This is a genomic window from Microcystis sp. BLCC-F209 (assembly GCF_041928595.1).
Taxonomy (GTDB): Bacteria; Cyanobacteriota; Cyanobacteriia; order Cyanobacteriales; family Microcystaceae; genus Microcystis.
This window is the reverse complement of the sequence record NZ_JBHFLL010000081.1, coordinates 1-17,600: the sequence shown is the minus strand read 5'-3', so window position 1 is coordinate 17,600 and position 17,600 is coordinate 1. Positions and strand designations below refer to the sequence as shown.

At 39.4% G+C, this 17,600-nt stretch carries 26 protein-coding genes, 1 tRNA gene and 2 pseudogenes; 13 read left to right on the top strand and 16 right to left on the bottom strand.

The window, feature by feature from the left end; translation table 11 throughout:
- Positions 1-77 precede the first annotated feature (77 nt).
- Positions 78-1,217, top strand: a complete 1,140-nt coding sequence (locus ACE1AQ_RS05150) for a ferrochelatase (protein ID WP_110544783.1) — start codon at positions 78-80, stop codon at positions 1,215-1,217.
- 69 nt (positions 1,218-1,286) lie between these two features.
- Positions 1,287-1,359, top strand: a tRNA-Arg gene (locus tag ACE1AQ_RS05145).
- A gap of 270 nt (positions 1,360-1,629) precedes the next feature.
- On the opposite strand, the gene ACE1AQ_RS05140 is transcribed toward ACE1AQ_RS05145, so the two are convergent.
- The 6 genes from ACE1AQ_RS05140 to ACE1AQ_RS05115 all read right to left on the bottom strand — a co-directional run bounded on the left by ACE1AQ_RS05140 (position 1,630) and on the right by ACE1AQ_RS05115 (position 3,554).
- Positions 1,630-1,815, bottom strand: a complete 186-nt coding sequence (locus tag ACE1AQ_RS05140; protein ID WP_231859623.1) for a hypothetical protein — start codon at positions 1,813-1,815, stop codon at positions 1,630-1,632.
- Positions 1,815-2,156, bottom strand: coding sequence for a hypothetical protein (locus tag ACE1AQ_RS05135; protein ID WP_110544785.1), 342 nt, complete (start codon positions 2,154-2,156; stop codon positions 1,815-1,817). The genes ACE1AQ_RS05140 and ACE1AQ_RS05135 overlap by 1 nt, the downstream gene beginning before the upstream one ends.
- A gap of 249 nt (positions 2,157-2,405) precedes the next feature.
- Positions 2,406-2,540 (bottom strand): hypothetical protein, encoded by a 135-nt coding sequence (locus ACE1AQ_RS05130; RefSeq protein WP_374807992.1) that lies wholly within the window; start codon positions 2,538-2,540, stop codon positions 2,406-2,408.
- Positions 2,541-2,708: 168 nt separating this feature from the next.
- Complete coding sequence (locus ACE1AQ_RS05125) at positions 2,709-2,837, bottom strand: DUF5615 family PIN-like protein (RefSeq protein ID WP_232306186.1); 129 nt, start codon at positions 2,835-2,837, stop codon at positions 2,709-2,711.
- Between the two features lie 38 nt (positions 2,838-2,875).
- The gene (locus ACE1AQ_RS05120) at positions 2,876-3,163 is read right to left on the bottom strand and encodes a hypothetical protein (protein ID WP_110544788.1); all 288 of its coding nucleotides are present in this window, start codon (positions 3,161-3,163) and stop codon (positions 2,876-2,878) included.
- Positions 3,164-3,287: 124 nt separating this feature from the next.
- Entirely contained in the window at positions 3,288-3,554 is a 267-nt protein-coding gene (locus ACE1AQ_RS05115; protein WP_249268040.1) for a HigA family addiction module antitoxin, read from the bottom strand.
- 226 nt (positions 3,555-3,780) lie between these two features.
- On the opposite strand from ACE1AQ_RS05115, the gene ACE1AQ_RS05110 reads away from it, so the two are divergent.
- Positions 3,781-4,017 (top strand): hypothetical protein, encoded by a 237-nt coding sequence (locus ACE1AQ_RS05110; RefSeq protein WP_008202209.1) that lies wholly within the window; start codon positions 3,781-3,783, stop codon positions 4,015-4,017.
- On the top strand, positions 4,017-4,469 hold the full coding sequence (locus ACE1AQ_RS05105) for a PIN domain-containing protein (RefSeq protein WP_002750618.1): 453 nt from the start codon (positions 4,017-4,019) through the stop codon (positions 4,467-4,469). Before ACE1AQ_RS05110 ends, ACE1AQ_RS05105 begins: the two co-directional genes overlap by 1 nt.
- Positions 4,470-4,671: 202 nt before the next feature.
- Here ACE1AQ_RS05105 and ACE1AQ_RS05100 read toward each other — a convergent pair whose 3' ends face one another.
- Positions 4,672-4,881, bottom strand: a complete 210-nt coding sequence (locus ACE1AQ_RS05100) for a type II toxin-antitoxin system RelE/ParE family toxin (protein ID WP_008202207.1) — start codon at positions 4,879-4,881, stop codon at positions 4,672-4,674.
- Positions 4,874-5,119, bottom strand: coding sequence for a hypothetical protein (locus tag ACE1AQ_RS05095; protein ID WP_002734321.1), 246 nt, complete (start codon positions 5,117-5,119; stop codon positions 4,874-4,876). The genes ACE1AQ_RS05100 and ACE1AQ_RS05095 overlap by 8 nt, the downstream gene beginning before the upstream one ends.
- 340 nt (positions 5,120-5,459) lie before the next feature.
- On the opposite strand from ACE1AQ_RS05095, the gene ACE1AQ_RS05090 reads away from it, so the two are divergent.
- The 8 genes and pseudogenes from ACE1AQ_RS05090 (at position 5,460) to ACE1AQ_RS05055 (ending at position 8,673) form a co-directional block, all read left to right on the top strand.
- Positions 5,460-6,176 carry a PEP-CTERM sorting domain-containing protein gene (locus ACE1AQ_RS05090; protein WP_110544790.1) on the top strand — a complete coding sequence of 239 codons (717 nt, stop codon included), beginning with the start codon at positions 5,460-5,462 and terminating at the stop codon, positions 6,174-6,176.
- Between the two features lie 164 nt (positions 6,177-6,340).
- Positions 6,341-6,595, top strand: coding sequence for a hypothetical protein (locus ACE1AQ_RS05085; RefSeq protein ID WP_110544792.1), 255 nt, complete (start codon positions 6,341-6,343; stop codon positions 6,593-6,595).
- Positions 6,596-6,949, top strand: coding sequence for a type II toxin-antitoxin system PemK/MazF family toxin (locus tag ACE1AQ_RS05080; RefSeq protein ID WP_106908318.1), 354 nt, complete (start codon positions 6,596-6,598; stop codon positions 6,947-6,949).
- Between the two features lie 30 nt (positions 6,950-6,979).
- A pseudogene (locus tag ACE1AQ_RS05075) lies at positions 6,980-7,084 on the top strand (PEP-CTERM sorting domain-containing protein); the annotation flags it as partial.
- 158 nt (positions 7,085-7,242) lie between these two features.
- Positions 7,243-7,473 (top strand): addiction module protein, encoded by a 231-nt coding sequence (locus ACE1AQ_RS05070; protein WP_002800346.1) that lies wholly within the window; start codon positions 7,243-7,245, stop codon positions 7,471-7,473.
- A complete protein-coding gene (locus ACE1AQ_RS05065) occupies positions 7,470-7,772 on the top strand; it encodes a type II toxin-antitoxin system RelE/ParE family toxin (RefSeq protein WP_008202197.1) in 303 nt (100 codons plus the stop codon). Before ACE1AQ_RS05070 ends, ACE1AQ_RS05065 begins: the two co-directional genes overlap by 4 nt.
- 266 nt (positions 7,773-8,038) lie before the next feature.
- Complete coding sequence (locus ACE1AQ_RS05060; protein ID WP_002783391.1) at positions 8,039-8,332, top strand: nucleotidyltransferase family protein; 294 nt, start codon at positions 8,039-8,041, stop codon at positions 8,330-8,332.
- Complete coding sequence (locus ACE1AQ_RS05055; protein ID WP_008202195.1) at positions 8,329-8,673, top strand: DUF86 domain-containing protein; 345 nt, start codon at positions 8,329-8,331, stop codon at positions 8,671-8,673. Before ACE1AQ_RS05060 ends, ACE1AQ_RS05055 begins: the two co-directional genes overlap by 4 nt.
- 237 nt (positions 8,674-8,910) lie before the next feature.
- Here the strand turns inward: ACE1AQ_RS05055 and ACE1AQ_RS05050 are convergent.
- The 5 genes and pseudogenes from ACE1AQ_RS05050 to ACE1AQ_RS05030 all read right to left on the bottom strand — a co-directional run bounded on the left by ACE1AQ_RS05050 (position 8,911) and on the right by ACE1AQ_RS05030 (position 12,034).
- Positions 8,911-9,170 (bottom strand): annotated as a pseudogene (locus ACE1AQ_RS05050) (Txe/YoeB family addiction module toxin).
- Positions 9,163-9,423: a type II toxin-antitoxin system Phd/YefM family antitoxin gene (locus tag ACE1AQ_RS05045; RefSeq protein WP_110544795.1), complete on the bottom strand. Its 261-nt coding sequence runs from the start codon at positions 9,421-9,423 to the stop codon at positions 9,163-9,165. Before ACE1AQ_RS05045 ends, ACE1AQ_RS05050 begins: the two are co-directional and overlap by 8 nt.
- A gap of 449 nt (positions 9,424-9,872) precedes the next feature.
- Complete coding sequence (locus ACE1AQ_RS05040) at positions 9,873-10,340, bottom strand: type II toxin-antitoxin system VapC family toxin (RefSeq protein ID WP_008202187.1); 468 nt, start codon at positions 10,338-10,340, stop codon at positions 9,873-9,875.
- On the bottom strand, positions 10,341-10,604 hold the full coding sequence (locus ACE1AQ_RS05035) for a hypothetical protein (RefSeq protein WP_110544797.1): 264 nt from the start codon (positions 10,602-10,604) through the stop codon (positions 10,341-10,343). It abuts the gene before it with no gap.
- Between the two features lie 392 nt (positions 10,605-10,996).
- The gene (locus tag ACE1AQ_RS05030) at positions 10,997-12,034 is read right to left on the bottom strand and encodes a fatty acid desaturase (RefSeq protein ID WP_008202184.1); all 1,038 of its coding nucleotides are present in this window, start codon (positions 12,032-12,034) and stop codon (positions 10,997-10,999) included.
- Between the two features lie 296 nt (positions 12,035-12,330).
- On the opposite strand from ACE1AQ_RS05030, the gene ACE1AQ_RS05025 reads away from it, so the two are divergent.
- Positions 12,331-13,371 (top strand): DNA cytosine methyltransferase, encoded by a 1,041-nt coding sequence (locus tag ACE1AQ_RS05025; RefSeq protein ID WP_008202182.1) that lies wholly within the window; start codon positions 12,331-12,333, stop codon positions 13,369-13,371.
- On the opposite strand, the gene ACE1AQ_RS05020 is transcribed toward ACE1AQ_RS05025, so the two are convergent.
- From ACE1AQ_RS05020 to ACE1AQ_RS05010, 3 genes are all read right to left on the bottom strand, one after another.
- Positions 13,364-14,122, bottom strand: a complete 759-nt coding sequence (locus ACE1AQ_RS05020; RefSeq protein WP_008202181.1) for an HNH endonuclease — start codon at positions 14,120-14,122, stop codon at positions 13,364-13,366. The two genes, ACE1AQ_RS05025 and ACE1AQ_RS05020, sit on opposite strands and share 8 nt — an antisense overlap.
- Before the next feature lie 89 nt (positions 14,123-14,211).
- Positions 14,212-15,375, bottom strand: a complete 1,164-nt coding sequence (locus tag ACE1AQ_RS05015) for a pyridoxal phosphate-dependent aminotransferase (RefSeq protein ID WP_008202178.1) — start codon at positions 15,373-15,375, stop codon at positions 14,212-14,214.
- Between the two features lie 262 nt (positions 15,376-15,637).
- Positions 15,638-17,600 (bottom strand): class I SAM-dependent DNA methyltransferase (locus ACE1AQ_RS05010; RefSeq protein ID WP_374807985.1); only part of this gene is annotated, 1,963 nt, incomplete at its 5' end.

Sequence of the window (17,600 nt, the reverse complement as noted above, 5' to 3'; positions counted from 1 at the left end):
TGCGAGGGGATAGGATAGAAAAGTGCTACTATCCCAGTGATATAGCGTTTTTCACTTAGAAAATCGGGGTTAAAAACGTGGTTGCCATTTCAGATCAACAACAGTTAGCCGCTACCCACAACCACAGCGATCGAGTGGCGGTATTATTGATGGGATACGGGGAAGTGGAGAGTTATGAGGACTTTGCCAACTATAATGAACAGGCCTTAAATCTGCTGACGGCTAAGTTCGCTCCTGTACCGACTTGGGTTTATCCTCCCCTAGCGAAATTATTGGCTATATTTGACCTGCACGAATGGCAGCACCAGCATAATCACTTTATTTCCCCCCATAACCACATTTTCGAGCATCAAAGACAGGAAATCGAGCGCAATTTACAGGCAAAATGGGGTAATCGGGTGGAGGTATTCAAAGCGTTTAACTTCTGCGCGCCTTTTTTACCGGCACAGGTGTTAACGGAAATCCGCGAGCGGGGATTTGAGAAAATTTTGATCTATCCTCTCCTCGTGGTTGATTCTATCTTTACCAGTGGCATTGCCATCGAACAAGTTAACAAAGCTTTAGCTCAAGGACAAACGGGGGAACATTGGGTCAAAGGATTGCGCTATATTCCCTCGTTTTATAACCAACCCGCTTATATAGAGCTAATGGCGCGGTTAGTGGAGGAAAAAATCGCGGCCGAGGTAGCTAGTAGCTGTCTTCCCTCGCAAATTGGCATTATTTTAATGAATCACGGTTGTCCCCACGAAGCTAAGGGATTTACGTCGGGAATCGATGAAAGTCAAGCTTTATACGAGTTAGTCCGGGAAAAATTAATCTATCGTTATCCCTTGATTTCTGTGGGTTGGTTAAATCACCAAACCCCTTTAATTAAATGGACGCAACCGAATGCAGAGTTAGCGGCGAATAATTTAATTGAATTGGGGGCCAAAGCTTTAATTTTCATGCCGATTGGCTTTGCTACGGAAAATCACGAAACTTTACTGGATGTGGAGCATATTATCGAAGCTTTACGCCGCAAACACGACCAGGTTAATTATGTGCAGATGGCCTGTGTCAACGATAACCCCGAATTTTGCCAGATGGTCGCCGATTGGGCCCGGGAACATATCGAAGCTTTGCTATCACAAGAGGCTTTATCTGTCAATAGTTCTGTAACAATTCCTCACATTCATTCCGATCACCATCATCACCACGGACACCACCATCATCATTAAGCTTGGACGGCGAAAATCAGTCCTACCACTTGTCACCGTTGGAAGTATAATCTATAATTGTGCTTTCCTGGGTACGTAGCTCAATGGATAGAGCATCCGCCTTCTAAGCGGACGGTTGTAGGTTCGATCCCTACCGTACCCGTTATTGCCGATTAGGGATTGGAAATTCTCTCCTATCGTACCGGGGACAATCGCTTTGATACGGTGAGCGTCGAATTAGGTCAGTTGAATCCCGTCGGTTGATATTAATTGTGTTTAATTTAGTTGGCGATCGAGTTGAGGATCAGTCAAGGGAGAAGGCAAAGGCGAATCAGACATACTGCGTCACAATATCTCACGGAATGAGGATATACAGCCTGAGAAGGAGTAAAACAAGAGAAACTACCTGAAACTCCTTCTTCTGTGCATCCCTCTATTTAATAGTTTGCCCTCTTTGCAATAGCCTTTCTCGTCTCTTTTGACGGGATTCTGTTTCCAGTTGGGCGAGTATATCGTCTAAAAAAAGATTATAAAGCTCAATCTGGCGGTTAGTTTCGCGTAAGCTTTCAAGACATTGTTTTCTCGTTGCTTCATCGGGATAGGAGGTGCGGTAAGTCATCATAAGTTCCATTGCCTCTTTACTTCATCAACACTAGCACTAACAGCATCCACACTGGCTGTTCCTTGCAAAATCGCTCTTTCTAACATCTCTAGCATCGTATTTGAGAGAGTCGGCTGCTCTTGTAAAATTCTCAGCAGGATATTATTAATTCGGGAGTAGGAATTAGTTATCCTCTCTCTGGCATTAGATAATTCTTCTAATTCTGATAATGTCCGTTCATTTTCCCCATATTCTGTAAAAAGTTGCCATTCCGTTGCCGATGCGTACTCTATCTGATCCGCTAGTTGACGCAGTAGATCAAAAATGCTCGCTAAGGTTTCCTCCGGTAATGTAGCCATATTCAATTATTTCTATTATCCCCAGTCTATCATCTGGTTGGTACGAGGTAATCCTGTTTAATTTAGTTTGCGATCGAGTTGAAGCGCAGTCAAGGGAGAAGGCAAAGGCGAATCAGACATACTGCGCCACAATATCTCACGGAATGAGAATAGTTCGCCTGAGAAGCAGTAAAACAGGGAAAAGAAAGCGATCGCTAGTGAGAGAGATATATAACTTAAAATTTGTGACGCGATCACGACAAAGCAGAATTAATAGTTCCAGTGGTTCAGGGAAATGAACTGATTAGCAAGAGGGACGTTAGCCGTTTCAAGATTGGCGATCGCATTGACAATTGCCTTAAAACTCATTTTCTTTGAGGGATTTGCCTCTTGATAAATTGCCAAAATTCCGGGATGGTGGGAATCCGCAGCATGGAGAGACTGAAAGTCACGGCAGTTAAGTAGGTGGGTGGAATTAAATATAAAATGAACATAGGTTGGGTTGAAGCATAAAACCCAACGCCCGCATGGGTTACGCTACCGCTAACCCATCCTACAAATAATTGTGCCTACCTACTTAAGAGTCAACAGAATGCGATCGGCATTTCTAGCATAGTCCAGAACTATGAAATCTGGGTGACTCATCAGACCAGCTTCGTTAACTGTAATTACTTCATGTCCAGCCTGTCGTAGCAATTTCACCAACACTTTATCTTGGGCATCTTCATCAATGAGTAACTTTAGGAACCCAGGGCTACTCCTCTCGCTTCTAGGTAACGACGTTCTGCGTCCGCTTCCTGCTGCAACAGTTCTTGATGAGTTTGGCAGTATTCAATTGCTTCGAGAACGGCGGCTAAGGGTAATTCTTTGCTGTCGGCGACTTCTTCAGGAGTCATTTTGTTGACAATCATATCTGACCAGACATCAAAAGCTTTCAGCCTCCTACCTTGAAAATAAAGCTGTTGTCGCCAGGAATGAGGACGTTTCTCTAAATACTGCCATTGAGTTTTTGCCGCGTTGGTGGTCATGCTGATGCCTTGATCAAAGCTGGTATCCCTAGTTTATCAGCTACAGAAGCAGCGCACCGTCGAAGGCGGCTCTCTTCGAGATCGCACTAACCCAATGTTGTTTGGTGTTGTAACCCAATCGGATTCAGAAAATCCTATCTTCCTGTTTTTTAACCTCAGCAAGATCGTAATTCATCTGGAGGCGCAGCCAGAAAGCAGGGGTGCTACCGATTGTCTTTGACAAACGCACAGCCATTTCCGGGGAAATCCCCGCCTTGCCATTGATTAGGTTAGATAGTCTAGAGCGTGACACGTTCAGCATTTTTGCCGCAGCCGTAACGGTCAATTCAAGCTCTTCAATCGAACTTTTGACAATTCTGCCCGGATGTACGGGATTTTTCAGGGTCATCATGTTTTTTCCCTCAATGATAATCTACAAGGTCAATGTCGAGAGCGTTTCCATCTTCAGCCATCACCCATCCTCAAAATCCCCAAATCACTGAAAATCCTTATGCTGACAAGGAAGTAGTGCAGATACCAGCGTAAGCCATGAGGGAGAGGAATGTAAAGATTTATTAAATATAGAGAAATTGCGGCATGAGATATGATCGATATGGTTGCCTATTAGTCTAAGTCAAATGAACATTGAACAAGTTATCATTAAAAACCTAAGAAAACTTCCCTTAGAAAAACAACAAGAAGTGTTATCCTTCACCGAATCTCTCACCTCAAGAATTTCCCTCCCTTCCCCAGATTATAGTCTTACTCCCCAGGAAAAAGCTCAAAAATGGCAGAAAGTAATCGCTAAACTTCCTAAAACAAGTGCGAATTTACCTGATGAAGCTTTACACCGTGACACTATGTATGAAGACTAATGACTCAATATTTACTGGATACTAACATTTTGCTTCGGGCGGCTGATACGTCTTCAGCAACTTATTCTCTTGCTAATAATGTAATTACTCAAATCGTCGAAACAGCTAATGAATGTGTTATTATTCCTCAAGTTTTAATTGAATTTTGGGTAGTTGCAACCCGCCCCCTTGATGTTAATGGTTTAGGTTGGACTCCAGCACAAGCTACAAATTATGTCAATGATTTATTAGATAACTTTACATTAATTGCAGAAACGCCGGATATTTTTCCCCTTTGGTTTCAATTAGTCACCATCTACAACATTAAAGGAAAACGCACTCATGATATTAGGCTTCTTGCTGTTATGAAAGCTTCTAACATTACCCATTTATTAACCTTTAATCCTGATGACTTTATCCCTATTCCCAATATTACCATCGTTCATCCTCAAGATTTCATTAATTCCCAATAATTAGGCAGCAAATCCGACATACCGCACCACAATCCCTCACGGAAGTGGATAGTTCACCTGAAAAGGGGAAAAACAGGGAAAAACACCTGAGACTCCTTCTTCTGTGAATCACTGTCTTATGGCGAAAGGAGAAACAGCAGTCTAGAAAAGAGTTCTGGTATTATTTATAGACATCGCCGCGAGGTTTAATAGTTGTAATGATCTATAGATTGTTGTCTCTATCTTCAAAAAACAACACTCGATACTTACCTACTCGCAATCTTAGTTCATCTCTTCCGTAAAGGGGTTTAATATCTAATTTTGTAGAATCCGAAATCAAAGTATCCAAAGCTTCAAGAAGACGAATTTGATCATTTTTAGGCATCCTTTCTAAGGAGCGTTCTGCTTGTCTAAGTAGAATATAATCAGCCAAGTTTATCTCCAAATAATTTGTATTTTAATTCTGTTGAAGTGATTCCAGTATCTCGACCGGATAAATAATCTTGCCATGCTGCTTGGCTTTCAGCAAGTTCTTCGGCTGGAATGATCTCATCGTCATCTTTTGGCGCTACGGTCGGCTTGATGATAGTTTTTAAATCCTCTAAAAGTCGCAACTTATCCGTAAGGGGAAGATTCTCTATTTGGCTGAGGATTTCATAGTAAGTTGTCATAGACCTTGATCGTATCAGATAATCCGAACACACCTCAAATAATACCACATCCAGATACTAACCAAAAATGGTAAAAGCGGTGGGCTGTTCACAACCGACTTGGTTCTGCGGTTTCTTTATCGGGATTAAGAGAGAAATATAAAAATTTATTAAATTGTATCAAAAAATACAATTGTGGGGGGGGAATGTGTATTGTTGTCTTTGCTGACCCTTTAGGGTTAGGTAAAACTGCTGGTTAACTTGGCTGCTAGAAAAGCGATCGTATCAATTTACTCTTTGCCAACTTTGCCAAAAAACAGTTAAATCCCACTAACAACTTCAATGTCTTGAGGCATCTATCATGGTATTCATTAAACTTGTCAAAAATTCTATTGGGGGAGCCGTACTTATCAGTTTGGCAACAATAGGTACTGCTAATGCTCTTCAAATTACACCTATCAGTTATGATATGGAAAATGGAGGCGGCTCTAGATACTGGGACAAGAAATATAATGGCACTGGAAACACGTCGCTAGATTATGCTCCTCTCAGCGGAGGAGTTGGAGATCTAACTGATGGTATAATTCCTACACAAAACTGGAATCTTGTAGAAGTTGCAGACGGTACAGGACCTTATGTTGGTTGGCTAGACCGGAATCCTGTCATTAATTTTAACTTTGCTGGCACAGTCAGGATAAACTCAGTTACTGTCCATGTGGATGACTCAAATGGTACTGGTGCTGTTTCCGTACCGCAAAGTATATTATTAAGTATGGGTGGCTCTAATTACAATTCGGGAATTCTTACTGATCCGCCTGGTGCAGCGCCAACATCCTATACTTTTTCAGGATTAAATTTTAGTGGTAGTTCCCTACAACTTACTCTAAATCCAAGCAATCGGTGGGTCTTTGCCAGCGAAGTTACTTTTGATGGCGAACTTTTGGGTGTCCAACCAGTTCCCGAACCCACTTCTACTTTAGGCTTCCTCGCTCTCGGCACTATCGGCGCAGGTGCAACCCTGAAGCGCAAACTAAAATCATCCAAACCATCAGAAAAAGAAACCACAAAAGTAGGCTAAATTGCCCACTAAAATACCATAAATGCCCCTTCATTCAGTCAGTTGAGGGGGTATTTTTTGTCTATTGTGTATTGTCTATTATTTAATTGTTGCTAACTAATTGACAACAAGAGGGTTTTTTATGGTAAAATAGTTGGCCTAGTGTAAATATAGTAAAAGTTGAAATGTCTGTCACCCATATTAATAATCTTCAAGACCAGATTTTGCAAAGTATTAAGACTTTACCGCTAGAAAAACAGCAAAAAGTCCTTGAATTTGTCAAATCCTTACAAAGAAATTCACGTTTTCAGAAATGGGACAATATTTCAGATACAGAAGCACAATCGTTACAAAATGAATTTGCTCAAGAGGATATTAGCTTTTCAGAAAGTATTTTACCCGATTATTTATCTCACCTTGAACAAGAGGATAAGGAATAAATGCGAGGCGATATTTATCTAGCTGATTTGAATCCGAGTCGTGGTTCAGAACAAGCTGGTATTCGACCTGTTATTATTGTCCAACATAACAATATTGATCGCTTCACTAGCACTGTTGTTGTAATTCCATTAACCAGTAATTTACGTCGCGCACAAATTCCCGGAACAATGGTTATTCCCGCAGGACAAGGATGCTTAAATCAGGAATCAGTAGCCTTATGTTATCAAATTGTTGTTATTGATAGACAACGACTTCAGAGACAGTTGGGGACACTTTCTTCTAGTTATTTACAGCAATTGGAAGAGGCGATGCGATACACATTAGATTTAACAAACACTAATATGAATGTTTAATTAGTTTAATTTTCTGTCTGGAAAACTTGAACTTTAAGTCTCCTGGTAGTCAGTACACTCGGCGCAGTTTCAACCCTGAAGCGTAAACTAAAACCATCCAAATCTACTGAAAAAGAAACCAGAAAAGTAGGCTAAATTGCTTCTAAAAATACTATAAATGCCTCTTCATTCAGTCAGTTGAGGGGGTATTTTTGGCATAACTCTCTCAATTCCCATAATTTCAAGGAGGATGGTTTATTTTTTCATCCGATATCTGCTACAATCTAAGATGACTGGTTATAGATGCTTTCAAGATGACTAAAACAGCAGAAACCCTCAAAATAGAACTTGCTCAACTTCCCGTACAAGATCGCGCTGAACTGGCTTACTTTCTCATCCATTCCTTAGATGAAGGTGTAGATGACAATGTTTTAGATGCTTGGGATAGAGAATTAACTCAAAGATTAGCCGAAATTTATGCTGGAACAGCCAAGGGTGAACCATCGGATAAAGTATTATTGGAATTACGAGAGAAATATTCGTGAAACCTGTTATTATTCACAGTGAAGCAAGACGAGAACTTGACAATGCTATTCAATATTATGAGAAGCAAAAGATAGGATTAGGGCTAGATTTACTATCTGAAATTGAACAAGCTCTCGAAAAAATTAAAATTAACCCTAATCTGGGAACAGCCCATACTATCGAAGGGATGCGCCGTTATCTCATTCGCCGTTTTCCTTACATCATCTTTTATGTAGAATTTGAAGCATCTATTTGGGTAGTTGCGATCGCAAATGGAAAACGTAAACCTGATTACTGGAAAAAGCGAAATTTAGAATAATCGAGATACTCAAACCTAAACTAAAACCCTCCCAATCCATCGAAAAAGAAACCAGAAAAGTAGGCTAAATTGCTTCTAAAAATACTATAAATGCCTCTTCATTCAGTCAGTTGAGGGGGTATTTTTGGCATAACTCTCTCAATTCCCATGATTTTAAGGAGTATGGTTTATCCTTTCATCCGCTATCTGCTACAATACAGATACAGGAAATAAAATTTTGATCAGTAGGGTAAAAGTCTTTTCCGTTATCTTAGAAGGTAAGCATCATGAAAAATTTAGAAGAAATTAAAGCGATTTTGGGTCAAGTTAAGTCCTTAGTAAAAGAAAAGTATCATGTCAGTGAATTAGGTATTTTTGGAGATTATGTAAAAGGAGAAGTGCAGGAAAATAGTGAAGTTAATATTCTGATAGATTATACAGAACCGCCTAGTTTACTGGATTTAGTAGATATGGAATATTATTTAAGTGATTTACTTAAGGTAAAAGCGGATGTTATCAGTAAAAATGGCTTAAAAGGAAGAAGGCGAGAAAGAATTTTATCCGAGGTTATTTATGTATGACGCAACGGGAATTTAGAGATTTCTTGCAAGACATTCTAGAGGCAATTTGTCAACTAGAAAAGATGACTCAGTATCTAAGCTTTGAAGAATTTTCAACTAAGATAGAAATCTTTCTTTCGGCAGTAAAATTAATTGAAATAATTGGGGAAGCAGTCAAAAATATTCCTGATGAAGTGAGAGTTAATTATCCTAATATTCCTTGGAAAAACATCGCAGGTATGCGGGATAAATTAGTTCATGAATATTGGGCAATTGATGAAAAAGTCGTCTGGAAAGTGATTCAAAACAATCTCCCCCAGCTAAAGAGAATCATTATTAGTATTATTGAGAAATTACAATAAATTTTCCTGCCTCTCTGGTGTCCCGTTTTTTAACTTGGCTTCTACGACTAGCATTGATTAATCCTCGACCCTGGCTAAATTAAGTATAACACAGTTTACCTACAAATAGTAGAATGAAAATCGTGCTTCGCAGTTGATATTCTGGTCGGATTTCATCCCCCGCAAAGGTGAGTATCTTGTCGAAAAATCTAGCGGGGGCATCCATCCGACATTTTAGGTAAAATAAATTAAAAGGGGTTATTCATAATGAGTCCACATCCGTATAATTTTGACAACCTTCTCTTCTGGAATAACCTGATCAACCAAACGATGCTGAATATTAATATGTCTAGAATAATAGCTCGCTAAATCACCACTGAGTTTCTCATAAACAGGATAAGATTGATAGGGATTTGACTTAAGAATATTTAATAACTCGTTAGCTTGTTTTGCCAACCCAGTACGATCCAGCTTTTCAGCATCTTTTTTCGCTTAAAAACCAACTGCCAATTATCCATTTAAAATTGCTCTGATACCCGTTTCATCCAGACAATCTTCAATAGAAGTGTTGCCACCTTCAATAATTGAATCTACCATACCAGGAATAGAATACAAATAAAGCGTTTCTTGAATAGAGTTCCAATCTTCCTCAGCAATTAAAATAGCATTCTTTTTCGTACCAGATAACAAAATTGGTTGATGATTATCATTGGTATCATTCACTAATTCATCAACTTGTTCTTTGGCCTCAGTAACAGTAACAATTTTCATGTAACTATCCCTTAAATTAACAACATAAGTAGGTGGGTGGAATTAAATATAAAATAAACGTAGGTTGGGTTGAAGCATGAAACCCAACGCCCGCATGGGTTACGCTACCGCTAACCCATCCTACAAATAATTGTGCCTACCTACTTAACCGATTCTAACACAAGTTAAGTATTGTTCAGCATCATAGCACCTTTTCTAAATATTTCTCATTCCTCCGATTAAACGACAAGGAATAAGAGGATAGCGATACTTAATTTCCTTTGGTACATTTCTAGTTGCTTCTCCAATTAGATATTTGTTTGATTCTTGGCCAATTCTGCCGATGTCATTCCCTTTGTACGTCGTTCAATTTCACTGCATCAGCTTAATTCCTTTACTCCCTTGAAGGGGATTATTTTTTCCACCTTTTTAAACTCTAAAAATTTCAGAGTTCACAGCTTATCGCTTACTTAAGATGGATAATTATTAGGATTTTCCATCAGCAATTCCTCACTGATAACAGCAACATTCAATTCATTATCTGCCGAGACAAAAGTGATAGAAGGTAAACCACTAGCTAGGCAAAGTGTATTAACAGCACAACCTACTGCTAACTGGATTGCGTCATAACCTCTTAAACCATAAGTTTCCGCTAATACCATTCCTGAATTAATTATACTTTCGGTAATTTCAATGACTTGATAATCTTTAAGCGAGTCCTTTCTCAACTGATGAACTATTGCCGCTGCATCGGTAACGCTAATACTTCCAGTGCGGGATCTTCGCGTAATAGCAGCTACAATTTCTACCTTGGCGATTGCGGCAATAAATATTTCATTATTTAAAGCATCAGTAAATAATTCCAATACCCATGCTGAACCAGTTTCGCTGATATAACGCTTGACCAAGGCACTACTATCTAAGAAATAAAGTGCCATTTAACGGCGTTCCTCAATAATCGTTTCTGAAATAGGTTTTCCCTCGATTTCAATCAATCGTCGCTCAGTTATCGGTTGAGATGAAGGACGCTTAATCTGCTTGACTAATCCAGCATCAAGAAGAGATTGGTGAAATACCGCTTGTTTCTCAGCTTCTTCTTTATCCATAAGATACTGTTGAATCTTCTGATTAAGCAGCTGAAGTTCTTTTAGATCAAGAGTCTCAAGCTGATTCAAGATTTGAGTAAGGATTGCCTGTGTCATAATCTGCCACTTTTTTTGCTGTCTGAGTAATTAATATTTTATAGCAAAGTTATAATTGAGTTAGTACAATGGACAGTATCATAAAAATTCACTCTTTAGACCTGCTTGATCGTAAATTTTTAGATTCTAGGCGCTTAATATCCTCTTGCCAGTAGCTGTTGAAAAGCAAAATGATCAAATCCTAGAGAAACGCTTGGATATTTGTTTGATTCTTGGCCAATTCTGCCAATGTCATTCCCTTTGTACGTTGTTCAATTTCACTGCATCAGCTTAATTCCTTGCCAATAAATCAAATAAAGACAAAGACTTTATCCCCAGTTTTGGCAACTATTCTCGGTGTGAGAGGAGGAGGCAGATTTTGCTGCCGTTTCCTCCTCATAGCTAAGACAGGATCAGTTTTTGCGGTAAAAAATCTTACTGCCTTGGTCACTGACAAAATGACAATTGCGGTAGGACCGCCAGAGAGATTTGAAAATCGGTTCTTTCGAGACGCGATAATAGTCTCCTAAGACGGGACGGATAGCCTCGGTTGCTTCTTGGAGATGATAGTGGGGAATAGTGATAAAAATGTGATGGGCGACGTGAGTACCAATTTGGTGATGGATGGGATTAAAGATGCCATAATCGCGATCGATGGTAGAAAGCGCCCCTTTGAGAAAGTACCAATCTTGACCGCGATACCAGGGAATATCATCTTCGGTGTGGTGTAGGAATGTCACCAGGTCCAACCAAACCACAAAGACGATATAGGGCATGATGTAGTAGTTAAACAGAAACCAAAAGCCTTGGCTGATACCCACCCCGATTAATAGACCGAACATAAAGGTACAGCAAAAGGTGCTAGTCAGTACCTGCCAGCGTTCCGAGGGGCGAAAGAGGGGGCTTTCGGGCATAAAATGGGACCCCTGTTTATTAGGGGAACGACGGAAAAGATAGAGGGGATAAACAAATAAAATTAGCTGAAAACGAGCTAATTTTTCGTACCAAGCCATATTGTTATACTGGGTTTCCGTGACGGGATACCAACTTTCATCGGTGTCGATATTGCCAGTATTAGCGTGATGGGTGCGATGACTGATGCGCCAACCGTGGAAAGGTACGAGAATGGGAGTATGACTGAGATGACCGATTAAGTTATTTAACCAACGATAACGGGAAAAGGAACCGTGACCGCAATCGTGACCGACGACAAATAAGGCCCAAAACATGGTTCCCTGCATAAACCAAAAAAGTGGGAAGAACCATGCTTGATTAATCTGGTAAGTTATCCAGTAAAGCAGGGTAATAATGCCAATATCAAAAAAAAAGTAAGCTAAAGAGCTAAAAACGCTTGATTGGAAGCAACGGGCCGGGATAGCTAGACGGATATCCTGTAGGGTAAATGGCAAAAATTCTCTTTTTAGGGCAGGTTTAGGTAGGGTTTGGGACACTAGGTTATAACTCAAGGTAGATGACAAGGGCAGTATTGACGAAGGCCTGAGTAGCTCAAGTTTTCTGTTTCTCGATGCGCTATCTTTTCTCTGTCTCAGCTAGGAGCGGATAGGACCGAGCGATCGAGCGAATTTCGTCTAACTCACCAGAATTTTATTGTAGGGCTTAATGTAACTTAACAAAAGCCCCTAGGGAAAGTTAATCAGATTCTCCCCCTGTCCGTCTGTCCCCTTGGACATCTAGTACAATAATATCTGAGAAAAGAGATAAGACGCTCGGTCATTCAATCAACATTATGAACCAGTTACCTATTCGTCCAGCTAACAAAAATTTTACCCATAGTCGCTTGACTTTTGCCGATTTTTATGCGGGAATTGGTGGCTTTCGTCTCGGTCTTGAACAAATCGGTTGGCAATGTGTTTTTAGCAACGAAAATAACCCAGATTGTGTGAAAACCTACAATCACAATTTTCATGAATCCATAAAACCGCAAGATGTTGAAGCTTTAATTCCTAGCTTACTTCCCGATTTTGAGGTTTTTTGTGGGGGATTTCCCTGTCAGCCATTTTCCAGAGCAGGACAACAAAAAGGTTGGCAAGACAGTCGCGGACTAGCCATTCAGGAAATTCTCAGAATTTGCCATGAAAAAAAGCCTAAAGTTATCTTTCTTGAAAATGTTAGTAATATCGTGCGCTTAAATCAAGGGCAGATATTAAAAGATATATTAATCCAGTTAAAAGAAATAAATTATCTGGCTTTTTATGCAGTTATCGATAGTAAATATTTCCAAATTCCTCAATCAAGACCTCGCTTTTTTTTATTGGCTTTCCGCAAGGATTTAGGAATTAAAAACTTTCAATTTCCCCAACCTTGCCATGCAGAAGTGGGTATTGAAAAAATTATTGTTCCAGGGGATTATTCAATTCCCATATCGGGAAAATGGCAGCAGTATATTGATTATTATGCTGGCAGAATTAATGCCGAACAATTATCTTTTCAACTGCCAAAAACAAGAATAAGTATTGAAAGGGCAAGTGTTAATGTAGATTATGATAATTGTATTTATCAAATGAGATCTAGTGGCATCCGAGCAATTTCTATCCAAAAACCCTTTCCTACTTTTGCGGTTAGTGTTAGCGGTGGTGGTGCCATGATTCCAGTGTATAGCAAGGAAAGAAGACATTTAAGTCTCTTAGAAATAAAAAGATTAATGGGATTTGCCGATGATTATTATTTTCCTGTTTCTCGCACCGCTGCTATTAAACAACTTTCTAACGCTGTCTGTCCCCCAGTCATTAAACATATTGGTATAAATATTACTAAATCACTTAATTAGCTCGATTTAGCCGGTCTTCAATATTTTCTTGAGTGGGGAAAATAATCTTAGTTACTTCAGGAAAAGCTAAGACGCATTCTGAACATTTATCAGGAGCATAGTTACAAAGATTACAGATTTGCCATTTGCATTTATTACAATAGAAGCAGAGAGCTTGAAAATTGTCATCGGCACTATTTCCACCTTTTTCTACGGGAATCCGATGATCCCAAACTAAACGCACTCGATCCCTAGCATAGGTATTTTGATTGATATTTTCTTTCTTTTTAAGAATTGAGCCACAAAAATTACATTTATTTTTTTGTTGTTCTAAGATATTTCTCTGAATTAGGGATGAGGGAGGTGTTCTAATCGGTGGTTTAGTAGTGATAAAAAGTCGTTGATGATCGGAACTATCTAAAATATATTTTTGACTGCCTAATCTTTTTTGTCCCGGGGGAGCATAAATAAAATTAAATCCCTCTTCATTCCAAAGTTCGCTAAAGGGTTTATTAGCATCAGCATAGGAGTCTTGAATTAAATTTTCAGGAATTTTACCCTTGAGTATAGTTTTTATCTCTTGTAAATTATTGGTCGCATTAGTTAGATCGCTCTCACAACCTTCTCCATACCTAATCAGAGTTAGCAAAGCAGCAATAGTTCTTTTTTTATATAAAATAATTACTCTGTTATCATTAAAGATAATTAAATATCCTTTTCCTTGAGTATTCTTGGTAATTTCCCTAATATCTTCTAACTTGATCCCACTCATCTTAATACCTCTAGAAATTACAGATAATTGGCTGTTAAAACCCAAAAAAAGGGCGAACAAAATTCACCCTAACAGATAAAGTAATCATCCTACAAAGTGCCGATGAACTGATCAATGCGATCGAATCCTTTTTCAATCGTCTTTAGGTCTGTAGCGTAGGAAAGACGAATACAATCATCAGCACCGAAAGCAATACCGGGGATAGCGGCTACTTTTTGGGTTTCGAGGAGTTTCTGACAAAAATCCCGGGATTTTAAACCAGTTTGACTAATATCGATAAACACATAAAAAGCACCGTTGGGAGTAGGACAATTGAGTCCAGGGAGCGATCGCACTCGTTCTAAAATATACTGTCGGCGCTCGCTAAAAGCTTTGACCATTTCCTCGATGCAATCTTGGGGACTCTCCAAAGCAGCGATCGCGCCGTACTGGGCAAAAGTGCAGACATTAGAGGTACTATGACCTTGGATCTTAGTCATGGCCTTGACAATTTCCACCGGTCCTGCTATGTAACCGACGCGCCACCCCGTCATCGAGAAAGCTTTAGCAAAACCATTACTAATAATACTGCGCTGAAAGATTTCCGGACCAAAAGAAGCGATACTGCGGTGAATTGCGCCATCATAGAGGATTTTCTCGTAAATTTCGTCAGAAACCACTAAAATATCCTTTTCAACCACAATTTTTGCTAAAGCTGCGATTTCTTCGGGAGTATAGACAATACCGGTGGGATTAGAGGGAGAATTGAGAACAAATAATTTAGTTTTCGGTGTAATTGCCGCTTCTAGCTGTTCGGGGGTGATTTTATAGTGATTCTCTAGGCTAGTGTTCACTATAACCGATGTTCCTCCCGCTAACGTCACCATTTCAGGATAACTCAACCAGTAGGGTGCGGGAATAATTACTTCGTCCCCCGCTTCAATTAACGCCATGATTAGATTATAGAGAGACTGTTTACCGCCATTGGTAACGATGATATTATCGGCATTGTATGCTAGTTGATTATCCCGCAGCAATTTCTCAGCGATGGCTTTTCTTAACCCCGGTTCTCCGGCAGCCGGTCCGTAGCGAGTTTTTCCCTCATCGAGGGCCTTTTTCGCGGCAGCTTTGATGTGAATGGGTGTGTCGAAATCTGGCTCCCCGGCGCTAAAACTACAGACATCTTCGCCGTTTTTCTTCATTTCCTTGGCCAGAGAGTCGATAGCTAGGGTAAGGGAGGGGGTGACTTGATTGACTCGTGACGCTAGTTTCATAGTATTTTACCCTGACAGGGCTTTTCTGATGACCTACACAACCTTTAGTATTGTCCATCACCTCGATTGTTCTGGGTGTTTTTTTATATAATCTCCGGAATTGCGGCGCTTAGGGATGGGTGTGGGGTGTGGGAATTATGAATTATGAATTATGAATTATGAAGTGGGGAGTGGGGAGAACAAAGCTGCCTCCTGTCTCCTGCCGAAGTCTGCCTTTTGCCTCCTGCCTCCTGCCTCGGAGTCTCGGAGTCTCCTGTCTTCGTTATTGAGGATTTTTTCTTTTTGCGGGTTTTTGTTTGCTGGTAGGGAGTAGGGGAGCGGTTAATTTTTCGTAGAGTTCAAAGAGGTATTCAATACGGTTTAATTCACTGGTGAAAGGTTGGGGACGATAACACAAATCAACGGCTTTGTCAAGTTTTTGGTGAGCTTTGAGCAAGTCGGGAGGCATAGTTAAAGGATCGTATAAATCCGCAAGGCTACTATCGGGATATTTTACCCTAGTATCTAGCACAGTTTGAGCGCAAGTTTCAACGGTTTGTTTTTGTTTGTCGGTGATATTTTCTGGAAAGGGGTAGTTATTATAAACGATGGTGTTTGAATAACGAAAGCGACTTTCTAATCTGCCACACACATATTTAACCCATGCCATGTGCATTTCTGAAGTTAAGATACCAAAATGATAAATACTACCGCGTGGAATTGCAATACAGGTATCACTAACTATTATATTTTTATTGAAAAATCCTAACGGAATATATTTTCTATTTTCTGATGAAACTCTAGGTACTAATACATAATCAGTTTCAGGCTGTCTATTTTCAGTAAATAATGTTGGGAACTGCGCCCATTTAATTGTCGCAACTTTAGAACTAGCCAAACGCATTTCTTTAACAGCTTCTACTCTCTTTAATAATAGGGGCAACTGCTTTAATTCTTTAGGCTGTATTTCTGTTAACCAAAAACACCAGCGTCTTTTATTATTCAGAAACTCATCAGCAGAAATAAAAGGCTTAATAAATTTTTCTCCTGCGGGTTCTTGTCGAATATACTGTTCTTTTTCCTCGTCATTCATCAGAAGATTACCACCATCTGTAGGTTGGCTGCCTTTGATCATTTCAGGCACGTTACAAATGGGTTTTATTTTCTTTAAAATGATTAAATCATTTCCTTCTGTCAGGTAAGGATTAATATTTTTAACCCTTCTCTCTGTCGGTTCTCCTTTAATATCAGCATAATCAAAAATACGTTTATTGTCAATATCTTCTAGCCCAAAACCAATAATAACACAATGAACTGCGGCGTTTCCTTTTGCTTCATTGCTCCAGCTAAAAGTTCGATGGGCAAAATGAATTTTTATTTTATATTTTTGATAAAGCTCTTGCCAAAGAACACCAACTTGTTCACCCTGAGAAATAGAATTTGTACTAACTAAAGCGCAACGAATTAAACTATTTTGAATAAATTCAGACGCTTTAATATACCATGCGGTCACATAATCTAAAACACCTGCTCCTTTAATGTCCCCTAAAACATGATTCATGTCAGCCTTTTGGTCAGCATTTTGTAACTGTTTCCCCACAAAAGGAGGATTACCTAAAATAAAATTGAGCTTCTCTTTTGATATAAGTTCCTCCCAATCAATCCGTAAGGCATTTCCATGAACAATCTTTGCCGCTTTCTTTAATGGTAAACGCACAAAATACTGACCAAAAGTATTACTAACCTTAACATTCATCTGATGATCAATTAACCACATTGCCACCTCTGCCACCCTCACCGCAAACTCATCGTATTCAATACCAGCAAACTGATTGACATCTACCTGAATAATGGTACTAATATCTGTTACTAACTGCCCCGTTTTATCTAATTTATCTAACTCCTGTAATACCAAAATCTCTAAATCTCGTAACTCCCGATAGGTAATAATTAAAAAGTTGCCGCAACCACAGGCAGGATCAAGAAAATATAAATTAGCAATCTTTTTCTGAAATTCTAGTAATTTATTGCGATTGCCTTTAACCTTCTCAAATTCTCTGGATAAATCATCTAAAAATAACGGTTTAATCACCTTTTGAATGTTCTTCTCGGAGGTATAATGCGCCCCTAAATTGCGTCGCTCTTTTGGATTCATTACCGCTTGAAACATAGAGCCAAAAATAGCAGGGGAAATTTTTCCCCAATCAAAAGCACAAGCTTCTAATAACATGACTCTCATCTTGCTA

Bases quoted from the DNA above. Each gene is read 5' to 3' on its own strand.
- ACE1AQ_RS05140 (WP_231859623.1), bottom strand. From the start codon at position 1,815: ATGACTTACCGCACCTCCTATCCCGATGAAGCAACGAGAAAACAATGT.
- ACE1AQ_RS05135 (WP_110544785.1), bottom strand. From the start codon at position 2,156: ATGGCTACATTACCGGAGGAAACCTTAGCGAGCATTTTTGATCTACTG.
- ACE1AQ_RS05120 (WP_110544788.1), bottom strand. From the start codon at position 3,163: ATGACCACCAACGCGGCAAAAACTCAATGGCAGTATTTAGAGAAACGT.
- ACE1AQ_RS05115 (WP_249268040.1), bottom strand. From the start codon at position 3,554: ATGATGACCCTGAAAAATCCCGTACATCCGGGCAGAATTGTCAAAAGT.
- ACE1AQ_RS05110 (WP_008202209.1), top strand. From the start codon at position 3,781: ATGAACATTGAACAAGTTATCATTAAAAACCTAAGAAAACTTCCCTTA.
- ACE1AQ_RS05105 (WP_002750618.1), top strand. From the start codon at position 4,017: ATGACTCAATATTTACTGGATACTAACATTTTGCTTCGGGCGGCTGAT.
- ACE1AQ_RS05095 (WP_002734321.1), bottom strand. From the start codon at position 5,119: ATGACAACTTACTATGAAATCCTCAGCCAAATAGAGAATCTTCCCCTT.
- ACE1AQ_RS05090 (WP_110544790.1), top strand. From the start codon at position 5,460: ATGGTATTCATTAAACTTGTCAAAAATTCTATTGGGGGAGCCGTACTT.
- ACE1AQ_RS05085 (WP_110544792.1), top strand. From the start codon at position 6,341: ATGTCTGTCACCCATATTAATAATCTTCAAGACCAGATTTTGCAAAGT.
- ACE1AQ_RS05080 (WP_106908318.1), top strand. From the start codon at position 6,596: ATGCGAGGCGATATTTATCTAGCTGATTTGAATCCGAGTCGTGGTTCA.
- ACE1AQ_RS05070 (WP_002800346.1), top strand. From the start codon at position 7,243: ATGACTAAAACAGCAGAAACCCTCAAAATAGAACTTGCTCAACTTCCC.
- ACE1AQ_RS05060 (WP_002783391.1), top strand. From the start codon at position 8,039: ATGAAAAATTTAGAAGAAATTAAAGCGATTTTGGGTCAAGTTAAGTCC.
- ACE1AQ_RS05055 (WP_008202195.1), top strand. From the start codon at position 8,329: ATGACGCAACGGGAATTTAGAGATTTCTTGCAAGACATTCTAGAGGCA.
- ACE1AQ_RS05045 (WP_110544795.1), bottom strand. From the start codon at position 9,423: ATGAAAATTGTTACTGTTACTGAGGCCAAAGAACAAGTTGATGAATTA.
- ACE1AQ_RS05040 (WP_008202187.1), bottom strand. From the start codon at position 10,340: ATGGCACTTTATTTCTTAGATAGTAGTGCCTTGGTCAAGCGTTATATC.
- ACE1AQ_RS05035 (WP_110544797.1), bottom strand. From the start codon at position 10,604: ATGACACAGGCAATCCTTACTCAAATCTTGAATCAGCTTGAGACTCTT.
- ACE1AQ_RS05025 (WP_008202182.1), top strand. From the start codon at position 12,331: ATGAACCAGTTACCTATTCGTCCAGCTAACAAAAATTTTACCCATAGT.
- ACE1AQ_RS05020 (WP_008202181.1), bottom strand. From the start codon at position 14,122: ATGAGTGGGATCAAGTTAGAAGATATTAGGGAAATTACCAAGAATACT.
- ACE1AQ_RS05015 (WP_008202178.1), bottom strand. From the start codon at position 15,375: ATGAAACTAGCGTCACGAGTCAATCAAGTCACCCCCTCCCTTACCCTA.